Source organism: Vibrio sp. 1S139 (assembly GCF_041439475.1).
GTDB lineage: Bacteria > Pseudomonadota > Gammaproteobacteria > Enterobacterales > Vibrionaceae > Vibrio > Vibrio crassostreae_C.
In genome coordinates, this window is sequence record NZ_JBGOOD010000058.1 from 17,054 (window position 1) to 30,024 (window position 12,971).

15 protein-coding genes and 1 pseudogene are annotated in these 12,971 nt (G+C 45.0%); 11 read left to right on the forward strand and 5 right to left on the reverse strand.

Annotation, left to right across the window (positions count from 1 at the left end; all coding sequences use genetic code 11):
• The first annotated feature begins 387 nt into the window (after window positions 1-387).
• The 3 genes from ACED46_RS17125 (at window position 388) to ACED46_RS17135 (ending at window position 2,928) form a co-directional block, all read left to right on the forward strand.
• Window positions 388-1,758, forward strand: a complete 1,371-nt coding sequence (locus ACED46_RS17125) for an NCS2 family permease (RefSeq protein WP_017062465.1) — start codon at window positions 388-390, stop codon at window positions 1,756-1,758.
• Window positions 1,759-1,979: 221 nt separating this feature from the next.
• Complete coding sequence (locus tag ACED46_RS17130) at window positions 1,980-2,405, forward strand: phosphate-starvation-inducible protein PsiE (RefSeq protein ID WP_371721989.1); 426 nt, start codon at window positions 1,980-1,982, stop codon at window positions 2,403-2,405.
• Between the two features lie 310 nt (window positions 2,406-2,715).
• Complete coding sequence (locus tag ACED46_RS17135) at window positions 2,716-2,928, forward strand: cold-shock protein (RefSeq protein ID WP_004735656.1); 213 nt, start codon at window positions 2,716-2,718, stop codon at window positions 2,926-2,928.
• 435 nt (window positions 2,929-3,363) lie between these two features.
• Here ACED46_RS17135 and ACED46_RS17140 read toward each other — a convergent pair whose 3' ends face one another.
• Window positions 3,364-4,230, reverse strand: a complete 867-nt coding sequence (locus ACED46_RS17140; protein WP_017063084.1) for a YicC/YloC family endoribonuclease — start codon at window positions 4,228-4,230, stop codon at window positions 3,364-3,366.
• A 248-nt stretch (window positions 4,231-4,478) separates the two neighbouring features.
• Here ACED46_RS17140 and rph point away from each other — a divergent pair, with 248 nt between their 5' ends.
• Both rph and pyrE read left to right on the forward strand, forming a co-directional pair.
• Complete coding sequence (gene rph, locus ACED46_RS17145; RefSeq protein ID WP_009847983.1) at window positions 4,479-5,195, forward strand: ribonuclease PH; 717 nt, start codon at window positions 4,479-4,481, stop codon at window positions 5,193-5,195.
• Window positions 5,196-5,302: 107 nt separating this feature from the next.
• A complete protein-coding gene (pyrE, locus tag ACED46_RS17150; protein WP_371721990.1) occupies window positions 5,303-5,944 on the forward strand; it encodes an orotate phosphoribosyltransferase in 642 nt (213 codons plus the stop codon).
• Window positions 5,945-6,021: 77 nt separating this feature from the next.
• On the opposite strand, the gene lpxL is transcribed toward pyrE, so the two are convergent.
• The 3 genes from lpxL to coaBC form a co-directional block, all read right to left on the reverse strand.
• Window positions 6,022-7,002, reverse strand: a complete 981-nt coding sequence (gene lpxL, locus ACED46_RS17155; RefSeq protein WP_017063085.1) for an LpxL/LpxP family Kdo(2)-lipid IV(A) lauroyl/palmitoleoyl acyltransferase — start codon at window positions 7,000-7,002, stop codon at window positions 6,022-6,024.
• A 39-nt stretch (window positions 7,003-7,041) separates the two neighbouring features.
• On the reverse strand, window positions 7,042-7,632 hold the full coding sequence (slmA, locus tag ACED46_RS17160) for a nucleoid occlusion factor SlmA (RefSeq protein ID WP_004741428.1): 591 nt from the start codon (window positions 7,630-7,632) through the stop codon (window positions 7,042-7,044).
• A 139-nt stretch (window positions 7,633-7,771) separates the two neighbouring features.
• Window positions 7,772-9,013, reverse strand: coding sequence for a bifunctional phosphopantothenoylcysteine decarboxylase/phosphopantothenate--cysteine ligase CoaBC (gene coaBC, locus ACED46_RS17165; RefSeq protein WP_371721992.1), 1,242 nt, complete (start codon window positions 9,011-9,013; stop codon window positions 7,772-7,774).
• Window positions 9,014-9,236: 223 nt separating this feature from the next.
• On the opposite strand from coaBC, the gene radC reads away from it, so the two are divergent.
• The 6 genes and pseudogenes from radC to tnpA all read left to right on the forward strand — a co-directional run.
• On the forward strand, window positions 9,237-9,911 hold the full coding sequence (radC, locus tag ACED46_RS17170) for a DNA repair protein RadC (RefSeq protein ID WP_017071069.1): 675 nt from the start codon (window positions 9,237-9,239) through the stop codon (window positions 9,909-9,911).
• Window positions 9,912-10,202: 291 nt separating this feature from the next.
• Window positions 10,203-10,439 (forward strand): 50S ribosomal protein L28, encoded by a 237-nt coding sequence (gene rpmB / locus ACED46_RS17175; protein WP_004728407.1) that lies wholly within the window; start codon window positions 10,203-10,205, stop codon window positions 10,437-10,439.
• A 13-nt stretch (window positions 10,440-10,452) separates the two neighbouring features.
• The gene (gene rpmG / locus ACED46_RS17180) at window positions 10,453-10,620 is read left to right on the forward strand and encodes a 50S ribosomal protein L33 (protein WP_002535344.1); all 168 of its coding nucleotides are present in this window, start codon (window positions 10,453-10,455) and stop codon (window positions 10,618-10,620) included.
• 204 nt (window positions 10,621-10,824) lie between these two features.
• Entirely contained in the window at window positions 10,825-11,349 is a 525-nt protein-coding gene (locus tag ACED46_RS17185; protein ID WP_032546317.1) for a hypothetical protein, read from the forward strand.
• A gap of 2 nt (window positions 11,350-11,351) precedes the next feature.
• The gene (mutM, locus tag ACED46_RS17190) at window positions 11,352-12,161 is read left to right on the forward strand and encodes a bifunctional DNA-formamidopyrimidine glycosylase/DNA-(apurinic or apyrimidinic site) lyase (protein WP_371721993.1); all 810 of its coding nucleotides are present in this window, start codon (window positions 11,352-11,354) and stop codon (window positions 12,159-12,161) included.
• A 345-nt stretch (window positions 12,162-12,506) separates the two neighbouring features.
• Window positions 12,507-12,680 (forward strand): annotated as a pseudogene (gene tnpA, locus ACED46_RS17195) (IS200/IS605 family transposase); the annotation flags it as partial.
• A gap of 25 nt (window positions 12,681-12,705) precedes the next feature.
• On the opposite strand, the gene ACED46_RS17200 reads toward tnpA, so the two are convergent.
• The coding region (locus ACED46_RS17200; protein ID WP_371721994.1) for a transposase at window positions 12,706-12,971 on the reverse strand (266 nt) is incomplete at its 5' end.

A 12,971-nucleotide genomic window follows, 5' to 3' on the forward strand; every position in this document is an offset into this window, starting at 1 on the left:
TAGGGTCTGTTGACCTTTCGCGATGGAGTTTTGTTCGAGAAAAAATCGTTTTAGGCGCGGCAAGGAGTTTGTAGCCTAGTATTCTAAGTAAAGACTCCTTAACAAAGCATAAAACGATTTTAGCCGAACCCTTCGGGCAGCGTTTGTTGGTGATTTCTACTGCGTTATCGACTTCTTATGTAGGCTAGCTACACTTCAAAGTCTCTGCCTTGTAGAAATCCCCAACAACTCGCTGCAAAAATCATCTCGAAGGGCTAACAGACCCTACTAGACTAGATGTTTCTACTACCGAGCCTACCTTGGTGACTACAGTTTTTAGTGTAGAGACCTCTCTATTCTCACAGCATTTGAATCACCAAATTCTTAATTTATTGCAAAGGTTTTGTTGTGAGTACCGATTCCACCCTGAAAGCCCAGAACACCTCTGGCTCGCTTGATTCGATGTTTAAAATCACTGAAAGAAAAACCACGATTGGCACTGAGCTGTATGCGGGTTTCATTACTTTCTTGGCGATGAGTTACATTCTGGCGGTTAACCCAGCAATTTTGGGTGATATTCCAGGCATGGACAAAGGTGCCGTGTTTACTGCAACGGCTCTGTCTGCGGCAATCGCAACCCTAATTATGGGCATTTGGGGCAACTATCCTGTAATGCTAGCGCCGGGCATGAGTATGAACGGCTTTTTCAAAGGTCTGCTGTTAAGTGGATCTGTTGCCGTGCTTTGGAATGAAGCGCTGTTCGGTATCTTCCTATCTGGTATTTTGTACCTTGCGTTCTCATTGACCAATATTCGTAAATCGATGATTGAATCGATTCCTGAAGATTTGAAGTTGGCGATTACCGTGTCTCTCGGACTGTTCATTGCTTTCTTAGGTCTTAAGAATGCGGGAATCATCGTTTCTAACCCATTCGTATTGGTAGGCTTAGGCGACATTTCTGATCCAAAAGTGATCATCGCTTACGTGAGCATCTTCATCGCACTGGGTTGTATGGTTCGTGACATCAAGCTAGCAACGTTCATCTCATTCGTTTCTGCTATCGTGTTGACGATTCTTGCTGACGTCTTCATGGGCACTTCAAACGCACCAATCCCAGAGCAGTTCATTGCTATGCCACCAAGCATGGCTGGCAGCTTCGGCGCTATCTTCGATTTCTCTGCTTTCACGCCAGAGAAAATGTTCGACCTACTGTTCATCGTACTTATCTTCTTGATTGTCGATTTCTTTGATGGCTTGAGCACCATTGTCGGCGTTGGCCGTGATGCGGGTATCATCGATAAAGACGGCAAGGTGCCAAACGCGAAATCGGCTCTAGTAGCAGATGCGGGCGGTACTGTGATTGGTTCAATTCTTGGTACCACATCGATCACTGCTTTCTCTGAGTCTGGCATCGCTTCTTCTCAAGGTGCAAAAACGGGTTTGGCAGCAGTCATGGTGGCTGGTCTGTTCCTAATCTCGCTATTCCTATACCCAATCTTCTCTATCTTCTCGGCTGCAATGGTTGCACCGGCGATGGTAGTAGTCGGCATCTACATGGTAGGTCGTCTTGGTCAGATCAACTGGGAAAAGAAAGAGTCACGCATTGCAGCCTTCTTTACCATCATGTTCACAGTGCTAAGCTTCTCTCCAGCGAACGGTATGGCGATGGGCTTCATCAGCTACGCATTCACAATGGTTGTCGCAGGTAAGCGCAAAGAAGTACACCCGCTTATCTACGGACTGTGTGTGGTGTTCTTAACTTACCTGATTCTGCTTTAAGGCTAATTAGTCACTAAGAAGTCGCTAAGTAAAAGACAAACAGATGGCTCTGCAGTGAATGCGGGGCCATTTTTGTATTTGTTGCTTTTTACCGTCGCTTCTTAATGTTGGTTACCGATGAGTTGATGGCGTTAGCCTAAAGTCGGTGCTTTGACAGTACGCGACTTATATTGATGCATGCTATTGTAGAGACTGGATTAATTATTTTTTGAAGAGTGACTATGCCTTCTCACTTACCTAAATCTTTTAGTAAGCCGTTTTTAAAAGTATTCCACATTATGGAAGCGGTATTGCTGGTGGCGATCACGCTCGCGACCTTGTTTGCGATGGTCGAAGAGTTCATGCATGTCTTCGCTGAACGCCGAGTGCAATTGACCGACATTCTGCTGATGTTTATCTATTTAGAAGTGTTGGTGATGGTTCAGCAGTTTGTGATGAACGGTAAGATCCCAGTGCGATACCCAATCTATATCGCGATGATGGCGATTGCTCGTTACATCACTTTGGGCATGAAAGAACTCGATGCGGTATTGATCGTTTGGTTATCTTTAGCGGCATTTATCTTAGCAGCAGCAACTCTGTTGATTCGAGTCGGTCACCATTACTGGCCATATGTCGATCTCAGAACTAAGCAGCCGGACGAGTAAATTTTTTGAGATCAAAGTCTTACAAATCAAGCCCGGTGACCTAGCTGGGCTTGAATTCAAGCCAACCGAACAAAAAAACATCAATTATTTTCAAATAAAGCTTTACAACCCGACCCAGATCACCAAGAATGGCCTCGCTCTGTTTTCAGAGTTATTAAATGAAACATCAGTTGTAAAGTAAAACCCTTAGTATTGCTTCATTGTTATTCTCAGTGTTTCCCTTGGCTTCATAGATACATTAAATAATTCAAGCTTTCAGCGCATCGCACTTTTGGCGATTAATTTTTTATTTTTATATAAGGGACACATCATGTCTAACAAAACAAACGGCGTAGTAAAATGGTTTAACGAAGAGAAAGGTTTCGGTTTCCTAACTCAAGACAACGGCGGCGCTGACGTATTCGTACACTTCCGTGCAATCGCTTCTGAAGGTTTCAAGACTCTTAAAGAAGGCCAACAAGTGTCTTTCGAAGTAGAGCAAGGCCAAAAAGGTCTTCAAGCTGCAAACGTTGTAGCTCTATAAGATTTTAAGTCGACGCAGGTTGCATTAGCAACTTGCGTCACTTTCCCAGCTTAATCTTCACTTTCTATACCTCTTCTGCTTTAACTTCTTATCTCCTGTTTAGAAATTTTTATTTCCCTCTGAAATACCCTTAATACCTTTTTACTCTCGTTATCCCATTATTTCGTTATACCCACTACTTCGTTACCCCCTTATCGCAATCCACAATCTATACTTCGTTCTAAGTTACTTTTCCGGTTCAACTCTCTGATCTCCGATTTTTGCTCATTTACTTACGGTGATTGGCATTATTGTATCCATAAAAAAAAGCCCCTAAAATTAGGAGCTCATTTTGATCTAATCAACACTGATTAAGCTGATTAAGCTGATTAAGCTGATTAAGCTGATTAAGCTGATTAAGCTGATTATTCTTTATCGTGTACAGCTTACAGACTGTTATTCAATATTCTGAATTTGCTCACGCATCTGTTCGATAAGAACCTTAAGCTCTACGCCCGATGCTGTGATGTCTGTGCTGATAGACTTAGACGCTAGCGTGTTTGACTCACGGTTGAACTCTTGCATCATGAAGTCTAGCTTACGGCCACAAGCGCCACCTTTCTTCAGTACTGCATTTGCTTCTTTCACGTGAGAATCTAGACGGTCTAGCTCTTCTGCTACGTCTGACTTCTGCGCAAGTAGGATAAGCTCTTGCTCAACACGAGAACCTTCCAGTTCGATTTTCGCATCTTCAAATTTGGTAAGAAGACGCTCACGTTGCCACTCTAGGATCTCAGGCATGCGTGCACGAACTTTCACTACTTCTTCAGTGATTGCATCTAAGCGCTGTACGATTAGCGCCTTCATGTTCTCACCTTCACGAGCACGAGCATCAATGAACTCTGCGATAGCATCGTTGAATGCTTCAAGTAGGTCTTTGTTGATGGCATCCATGTCTTGCTCTGGCGTTTCCATCACACCAGGCCAGTTCATGACTTGGAATGGGTTCAAACGGCTCTCTTCGCCAGTCATCGTCATTACTTGGTTCGCCGCATTGATTACTTGCTGAGCCAAACCTTCGTTAATGCTTAGTTCGCCCTTTGCAGCAGGGTTTGCTTCAAAGCGTAGGTTACATTCAACCTTACCGCGCGCTAGACGCTTACGGAAACGCTCACGCAAGATTGGCTCTAAACCACGGAACTGTTCAGGCATACGGAAGTAAGTTTCTAGGTAGCGTTGGTTTACACTACGGATTTCCCATACTGCGCTGCCCCAATCGCCTTTTACTTCTTTGCGTGCGTACGCGGTCATACTATAAATCATCGAATTTTCCTGTCTTTTATCATTCTGAAAATAACGCGCACGCATAGTATCACGATATGGTGTGCTCTCGAAGCCTGTCGCTTTTCACTGTAAATAGCCTTTCGTGATAAATAGCTTTGAACGGTAAATAGATTTGCACGATAAACTGCTATATAATCTTGCCCCAATCAAAACTGTCTCACCTCTTTCTTAGGTGATGCACTCTTTCGATAGTAAATCACTTCAGACTGTTAATAAGGTAGATACCAATGCGTCCAAATGACCGCGCTGTAGATCAAATTCGTCCAATTAAAATTACTCGTAACTACACAGCTTATGCTGAAGGTTCTGTATTAGTTGAGTTCGGCAACACTAAAGTTCTATGTAATGCGACGGTAGAAGAAAACGTACCGCGTTGGTTAAAAGGCCAAGGAAAGGGTTGGGTAACGGCTGAATACGGCATGCTGCCACGTGCAACGCACACTCGTAACCGTCGTGAAGCGGCGAGCGGCAAGCAAGGTGGTCGTACGATGGAAATCCAACGTCTGATCGCTCGTAGCCTACGTGCTGTTGTTGACCTGAAAGTAATGGGTGAAATTATGATCACTGTCGATTGTGATGTTATCCAAGCAGACGGCGGTACTCGTACTGCTTCTATCTCAGGTGCAAGCGTTGCAATGGCTGATGCTATCAACAGCCTACTAGCAAGCGGCAAACTGAAAAAGAACCCAATGAAAGGCCACGTAGCGGCAGTTTCAGTGGGCATCGTTGGTGCACAAGCACTGTGTGACCTTGAGTACGTTGAAGACTCAGCAGCCGATACCGACATGAACGTTGTAATGACGGAAGACGGTAAGATGATTGAGATTCAAGGCACCGCAGAAGGCGAACCGTTCAGCCACGAAGAGCTGATGCAGCTTTTAGCCCTGGCTAATAAGGGCATTGCCGATATCGTCGAAGCGCAGAAAGCTGCGTTGGCCGACTAGTCATTTTTAATAGCTCCCAATTTGGGGGCTATTTTTTTGTCTGTAAAACCTGAAAGGGTGGTACAGGGCGTAAGTTAAGTTTTATTGAGTAAACATAGAGGATGAGCATGAAAGCATATCAACGTGAATTTATTGAATTTGCACTAGAGAAAGAAGTACTTAAGTTTGGTGAGTTTACTTTAAAGTCTGGCCGCGAGAGCCCTTACTTCTTCAATGCTGGATTGTTTAATACAGGTCGTGACCTAGCGCGCTTAGGTCGCTTCTACGCAGCAGCATTGGCTGATTCTGGCATTGAGTTTGATGTACTATTTGGTCCTGCATACAAAGGTATCCCAATTGCAACGACGACAGCGGTTGCACTAGCGGATCACCACGATGTAGACACGCCTTACTGCTTCAACCGTAAAGAAGCGAAAAACCACGGTGAAGGTGGCAACCTTGTCGGTAGCGCGCTTGAAGGTCGCATCATGTTAGTGGACGACGTGATCACTGCAGGTACTGCGATTCGTGAGTCGATGGAAATCATCCAAGCAAATGGCGCTGATTTAGCGGGCGTGCTTGTTGCTATCGACCGTCAAGAGAAGGGCAAAGGCGAACTGTCTGCGATTCAAGAAGTTGAGCGTGACTTCGGTTGTGCGATTATCTCAATCGTTAGCCTGACTGACTTGGTGACTTTCCTTGAAGAGAAAGGCACAGACGCAGCACATCTAGAGTCAGTAAAAGCATACCGCGCTCAATACGGCATCTAATACTACTCGTAATTAGACTATAGAATGCACAAGGGGCTGATGATTCATCAGCCCCTTTCCTTTTGGTTCAGTATTCATTATTTATAACGAATGCCGCGCTCCACTTCTGGGTCTTCCATGGTCTTAAAGCGCTTGTGCAGCCACATCCACTGTTCTGGTGCTCTTAAGATAATCTTCTCAAGGTAGCGGTTCATGTAGGCGGCAGCCGCTTTCTCATCTTTCTGTGGATAGTCATCTTCAATTGATTCATCGGCCATGATCTCATATTTGCCATCGGCATTTCTAAAACCAGACCCCGGAACAAGTGCACATCGGCTAGTGTAAGCTAGGATACTGGTGCCTGTTGTGGTACACGCATCTTCTACTGCGAAGAAAGGCACAAACACAGACTTGTTACGACCGTAATCATGATCCGGTAGGTAGAAAAGGATCTCACCTTGACGCAGGATTCGAATCATACGCTTCACGTCTTTACGGTGAATCAGGCGGTTGCCGTTTTGAGTACGACCACGGTATTGAATGAATTCATAAGCCGGATTGTTGTGCGGGCGATAAACACCTAAACCAGAAATACCTAATACAGCCATTGCTCGCGCAGTGATCTCTAGATTTAAGGCATGCACACAGCATAGAAGAACACCTTTACCGTTGGCTTTATGTGTACGCAGTGTTTGGGTGTCTTTATCTACTAGGATTCGCTTGAAACGCCACGTTGGCCAGAACCAGGTAATGCCGGTTTCGATGAGTGCCATACCTGTGTTCTTAAAGTTCTCACTGACCATTGCCGCGACTTCATCTGCTGGCTTGTCTGGGAAGGCGAGCTCCAAGTTACGTGTTGCTACCGCGACGCGCTTTTTACCATAGCGAGCACCCAAAGAGCCTAACGATCGGCCTAACAGCAGTAAGAGGCGATAAGGGAGAACGTTAACAATAAGCGCCAATAACCCAAAACCAAACCATACACCCCAATATTTAGGGTGAAGTAGAGCTAGAGTAAAAGGCGGCTTAGTAATCACGTGTTGTGCTGTGCCGTTTGCTGAAGAAGTTTTCGTCGTCATAACCATCACTTAAGATTTGATTGCCACTTAATTTGATTGCTACTTAATCTGAGCGCTTAGCAGTGCCCAATAAGCATCAAAGTTTTCTGTTGGTTGATATTTGAAGTCTGAGCGAACAAATCGATTCAAGCTGCCTTCAACTTGACCGAGCAGTTGAGCGGCTAAGATTTTCTCATCAACCGGGAATGATTTCCCTTCACGAAGCTTTCTTTCACGCAGGATCTGGCGAAGTTGCGTCTCAATGCGTTCGAAAAGTTGGTTGATGCGATCACGCAGGCGTTCATTTTCAAACATTAGAGCATGACCAGATAAAATTCGAGTCAGGCCTGGGTTACGTTCTGAGAAAACTAAGATAAGTTGTAGCACTAGGCGTATGCGCTCTAGCGTGTCTTTCTCTTCATCCAGAATACGGTTGATTCGAGACATCAACGCTTCTTCAATGAACTCGATCAGGCCTTCAAACATGCGGGCTTTGCTTGGGAAGTGGCGGTATAACGCAGCTTCAGAAACACCCACTTGCTTGGCCAACTTTACCGTTGTGATACGAGAAGCACCTTCGGTCGATTCCAACATTTGTGCGAGAGCTTGTAGGATTTCTTCACGACGGTTTGATTTTCGAGTACCAGCCATCTATTTACTTCCTTTCCTAAAGATGAGGATTGAGTGAAGAAGGATTATAAACACCATTCAATTCTGTTTCCTAGTTTTGTGAGCCCTAGGTCAACAGAATCGAGAGGTGTCAGCAGATTATCAGAGCAAATTTGTGCGTTTATACATTAATAAGCTGTTGGATCTGATCGAGGATCTGGAAACCAAGTGTGTCTTTGCTCTCCAGTGGTAGAGATTTATCGCCGCCTTTCCAATAAAGGTGCAGCTCATTGCTACTGCTATTGAAGCCTTGGCCTTCAACTGAGACGTCGTTGGCGCAGATCATATCGAGGTTCTTTCTTTCTAGTTTACCGCGTGCGTACTTCTCAACATCTTGAGTTTCTGCTGCGAAGCCGACAGTAAATGGGCGACCTTCGGTCATTGAAGCGACAGAAGCGACAATATCTGGGTTTTTAACCATTTGAATGGTCATGTCGTCTTTACCGTCGACCTTTTTAAGCTTTTGGTCTGCAATGGTCTCAGGGCGGTAATCGGCAACTGCGGCGCAGCTGATGAAAATATCGTGTTGAGAAGCGTTAGCAGTAACGGCATCAAACATCTGTTGTGCGCTGTCGACATCAATACGATTAACTTTGTTTGGCGTCGCTAATGAAACAGGGCCACTGATTAGAGTCACTGTTGCACCTTGTTTCGCGGCCGCTTCAGCCAGTGCATAGCCCATTTTGCCCGAGCTGTGGTTGGTAATGTAACGCACAGGGTCAATCGCTTCACGAGTCGGGCCTGCAGTAATAAGCACAGAACGGCCAGTAAGCGGCTTAGGTTGGAAGAAGTCTTCACAGCGATGCACGAGCTGCATTGGCTCTAACATACGACCCATACCGACATCCCCACACGCTTGCTCGCCAGCTGCTGGCCCCCAAATTTCACAACCACGACGTTTTAGTGTCGCAATGTTCTCTTGAGTCGCAGGGTGGCTGTACATCTGTTGGTTCATTGCTGGAGATACCGCGACTGGCGCATCGGTTGCTAAAACCAAAGTGGTCAGTAGGTCGTTACCCATGCCTGCGGTCATGCGAGCAATCAGATCTGCGGTTGCTGGCGCTAGTAATACCAAGTCAGCCCACTTTGCGAGCTCGATGTGCCCCATGGAAGCCTCAGCAGCAGGATCAAGCAAACTATCAGACACTGGCCTTCCAGAGACGGCTTGCATGGTGAGAGGAGTGATGAACTCCTTGGCTGCATTTGTCATCACGACTTGTACTTGTGCTCCACGCTCAATTAAGCGTCGAGTCAGTTCGGCACATTTATACGCAGCGATACCACCACTAATGCCAAGTAGGATTTTTTTCCCAGCTAGGCCTTGTAGGTCAGCGTTATCCAGTTGATTAACCAATGTTTGCATGATTCTGTTCCTTAATTTCTCTGCGACTTACGATATCAGAACAAAGGATAAGTGCCTAGAAGCAGAACTCGAACAGAGTTGACGCTCATCAAGTTGGTGTTATCAAACTTATCAATTACACGATTTTGTTAGTGTCTCGTTTCCTTTGATCTCTATCGAAGGATCTCTGATTACGATCTCATTAAGGTGATGGGTTGTGTTCATGACCAATGATTGTCTTTATATGCCAATAGATAAAATACCTGCCGAATCGATGCCGAGAGAAAAGTTGTTAAATAGAGGGCCTGATTCTTTGAGTGATGCTGAACTGCTCGCGATATTCCTGCGAACAGGGACACAAGGAATGAACGTCTTGGAACTCGCTGACAAGTTGATCAAAGACTTTGGCTCACTCCGTCATCTTTTTTCAGCAACACAGGAAGAGTTTTGTGCTCATAAAGGGATGGGGCAGGCCAAGTATGTTCAATTGCAGGCTGTATTAGAGATGACGCAGCGTTATCTAGCAGAGACTTTATCTCGCGGAGATGCACTCACTAGCCCTAGCCATACTAAGCTTTATCTTTCGAGCATGTTGCGTGATCGCCAGCGAGAAGCCTTCTATATATTGTTCCTCGATAACCAAAATAGGGTAATAAAGGACGAGGTGATGTTTGAAGGAACCATCGATGCCGCATCGGTTTACCCGCGGGAAGTGGTTAAACGGGCACTTCATCATAATGCGGCGGCATTAATCTTAGCTCATAACCATCCTTCAGGTGTTGCTGAGCCCAGCCAAGCGGATAGGCGGATTACACGCCGATTAACCGACGCATTAGCGCTGGTGGACATCCGAGTTCTCGACCATTTTGTCGTTGGAGATGGTGAAGTTGTCTCTTTTGCAGAGCGTGGATGGATTTGAATCACATTTTAGGTTGTTAGTTGCGTTAAATCTGCTATTATTCCGCCCACATTTTTAGACCTAAAATCAGCTCTGATTACTCAAGCAAGCTGCGCTGCACAAAAAAAGATCACGAAATCCGTAAAAAGGATCTGTTCGGGTCTTGAGCAATGCGTGTCAAGTTAGTATAATGCGCGACCTTTGATAGCCTTGTATGGATTTTCCATAACGGTTTTTACCTTCTATTTTAATTGATAGAGAGGTTCGGCCACCAAGGTTGATATCGAGCTGAAACGATTGGAGAAGACATTCATGTCCCGAGTATGCCAAGTAACTGGTAAGCGTCCAGTAACGGGTAACAACCGTTCACACGCACGCAATGCTACTAAGCGCCGTTTTCTGCCGAACCTACAAACTCATCGTTTCTGGGTAGAGAGCGAAAAACGTTTTGTTAAACTACGTCTAACTGCTAAAGGCATGCGTATCATTGATAAGAAAGGCATCGATGCTGTTCTTGTTGATATCCGTGCACGTGGCGAAAACGTTTAAGAGGAATTAAGCAATGGCTAAAGGCATTCGTGAGAAAATTCGTCTAGTATCTTCTGCAGGTACTGGTCACTTCTACACAACTGATAAGAACAAGCGTAACATGCCAGGCAAATTTGAGATCAAAAAGTTTGATCCAGTAGTTCGCCAACACGTTATGTACAAAGAAGCTAAAATCAAGTAATTGATGCTTTTTTTGCTCTTCTTCAGTAGAAGAAAGAATTGAAAAACCCAGTTTAATCGCTGGGTTTTTTTATATCTACAATTTGAGGAACTCAATTATTCTTGCTTGATATAGCCTCTGATAGATAGAAATCTGTACAACATAGAAAGTATTGCCACTTTCACGATATACTGAATGTTCAATAGGTTAGATGAGCAGAATCAGATGAGATATCGTGGACGCCGGTGGAACAACATACTCATGTTCAGTGTGATCGCTTTTATTGGCGTGTTAAACCTTCCAACATTGATCAAAGCGTACCTTATCGAGCCTGAACCGCAGGTTGATAGCCCTTATCCTTATCTCCTGAACCCAACAGCAAAGCTTCAAGCGTTACACTTTGCTAAGTGGTCTGTCATTCAACAAGATAATCAATGGGTTTACCAGTTCGAAGATACTGACTTTCCTCAAGCCACCAATGCACAAGAGCTGTCACAACGTTGGAAAGAGCTTGTGGGCACGGAAGTCGACTCACAGACCTACACAGACCTTACGCCTCGGTTAAATACACCACACACCATCGAAGTATGGTATCAAGACCAAGAAGAGCCCCAGCGTATTACCTATTATCAATTGCCTGAGTTCTGGTTGTTAAAAAACTGGAATGATCAGTGGTTGGCGGTGTCTATTGAAGAGAGCTACCTGTTTCCAAGCTTTAACGCTAACCACTCCTCTAAATCGGACGACTAACTATGCCTGAATTACCCGAAGTCGAAGTAAGCCGTATGGGGATCTCGCCTCATTTAGTTGGCGAGACCATTAAAACCCTTACTTTTCGCACGCCTAAGCTGCGTTGGGATATCCCACAAGAGTTAAAAGCATTAGAAGGGCAGGTGATTCGCTCTATCTCGCGCCGTGCAAAGTACCTATTGATTGAAACGGATACTGGCACTGCCATTGTTCACCTTGGTATGTCTGGCTCACTACGCGTATTAGATGCTGACTTCCCAGCAGCAAAGCACGATCACGTGGATCTTAAGCTCACCAATGGCAAAGTATTGCGCTACAACGACCCTCGCCGCTTTGGCGCTTGGTTGTGGTCGGCGCCTGATGAAGTCCACTCTGTGTTGCTTGGTTCTGGTCCTGAGCCGTTAACGGACGACTTTAACGCTGATTACATCGCTGAGAAAGCAGAAAAGCGTAAAGTCGCAGTCAAGCAGTTCATCATGGACAACAAAGTAGTGGTCGGTGTCGGGAATATCTACGCTAACGAAGCCTTGTTCTCTGCAAAAATCCACCCGTTACGATCGGCAAACAAAGTGACCAAAGCCGAATGGATCTTGTTAACCGATGAGATTAAACAAGTACTCGCAACGGCTATCAAGCAAGGTGGTACTACGCTGAAAGATTTTTCTCAGGCTGATGGTAAACCAGGCTACTTCGCACAAGAGCTGCAAGTGTATGGTAAAGCAGGTAAAAAATGCCCAAGCTGCGAAGCGCTGATTCAAGAGCTAAAAATCGGACAACGCAATACGTTTTATTGCGAAGAGTGCCAAGTCTAGAAAATTTGAACTCGTGTTTGGCAGCGAAATTCATTGCGTTGTTCAAGGTGATGGAACACCTAAGCGTACTTTTATGGGTTTTAACTTATTTATCTTCACTTCTTGACGGCTTCGGAAACTTGGGTTCGTCATGGTAGCTAGGTGCAAATTGATGGATTACATCGAAGTATTAAAGAGAGGAGGATGTTTTTGTTTTCGCCCTAAACCACCTACTTCAGCAGGTGGTTATCATTCAGTTAGGCTTTGCCTGTAGTTCTACCCATGTTAAATGCTCCCTTGATTTTTAGCGAAGTCAAAGAGGATAAATAACATGAATGATACAATCAAGCTCCCCACGTATTTTGGATATGTCAATATCACATAGTGTGGACGCCAAAATACAGATTTAGGATCTTGAAGAACAATGTAGGCAAAGAAGTTTATCGGTGTATGAATGTTTACTGTAATCAACTTGGATGTGAAGTTGTTGAGCTGAACGTCCAGGTTGACCATATGCACTTAGCCGTAAAGGTGTATCCGCCCCATGAACCCACGGGGCGACTTGTCAGTGTTTGAAGTTCCAAGGCAGGAGTGCGTCGATATCAGGCTCAGCTTTCGCCAGCTCTTTCATGCACTTGACCATGTAGTCGTAGAGGATAAGACCGTTGGCTTTCGCGGTCTCGATGATGCTGTAAAGCATCGCGCTCGCCTCAGCACCATTTGGTGTGTTAGAGAACAGCCAATTTTTTCTGCCAATGACCAGTGGTTTAATTGCACGTTCAGCGCGATTATTATCGATAGATAAGTGACCATCGTCGATATAACGAATGA

Coding starts and splice junctions, on each gene's coding strand:
- ACED46_RS17130 (WP_371721989.1), top strand. CDS start 1,980: ATGCCTTCTCACTTACCTAAATCTTTTAGTAAGCCGTTTTTAAAAGTA.
- ACED46_RS17135 (WP_004735656.1), top strand. CDS start 2,716: ATGTCTAACAAAACAAACGGCGTAGTAAAATGGTTTAACGAAGAGAAA.
- ACED46_RS17140 (WP_017063084.1), bottom strand. CDS start 4,230: ATGATTTATAGTATGACCGCGTACGCACGCAAAGAAGTAAAAGGCGAT.
- rph (WP_009847983.1), top strand. CDS start 4,479: ATGCGTCCAAATGACCGCGCTGTAGATCAAATTCGTCCAATTAAAATT.
- pyrE (WP_371721990.1), top strand. CDS start 5,303: ATGAAAGCATATCAACGTGAATTTATTGAATTTGCACTAGAGAAAGAA.
- lpxL (WP_017063085.1), bottom strand. CDS start 7,002: ATGACGACGAAAACTTCTTCAGCAAACGGCACAGCACAACACGTGATT.
- slmA (WP_004741428.1), bottom strand. CDS start 7,632: ATGGCTGGTACTCGAAAATCAAACCGTCGTGAAGAAATCCTACAAGCT.
- coaBC (WP_371721992.1), bottom strand. CDS start 9,013: ATGCAAACATTGGTTAATCAACTGGATAACGCTGACCTACAAGGCCTA.
- radC (WP_017071069.1), top strand. CDS start 9,237: ATGCCAATAGATAAAATACCTGCCGAATCGATGCCGAGAGAAAAGTTG.
- rpmB (WP_004728407.1), top strand. CDS start 10,203: ATGTCCCGAGTATGCCAAGTAACTGGTAAGCGTCCAGTAACGGGTAAC.
- rpmG (WP_002535344.1), top strand. CDS start 10,453: ATGGCTAAAGGCATTCGTGAGAAAATTCGTCTAGTATCTTCTGCAGGT.
- ACED46_RS17185 (WP_032546317.1), top strand. CDS start 10,825: ATGAGATATCGTGGACGCCGGTGGAACAACATACTCATGTTCAGTGTG.
- mutM (WP_371721993.1), top strand. CDS start 11,352: ATGCCTGAATTACCCGAAGTCGAAGTAAGCCGTATGGGGATCTCGCCT.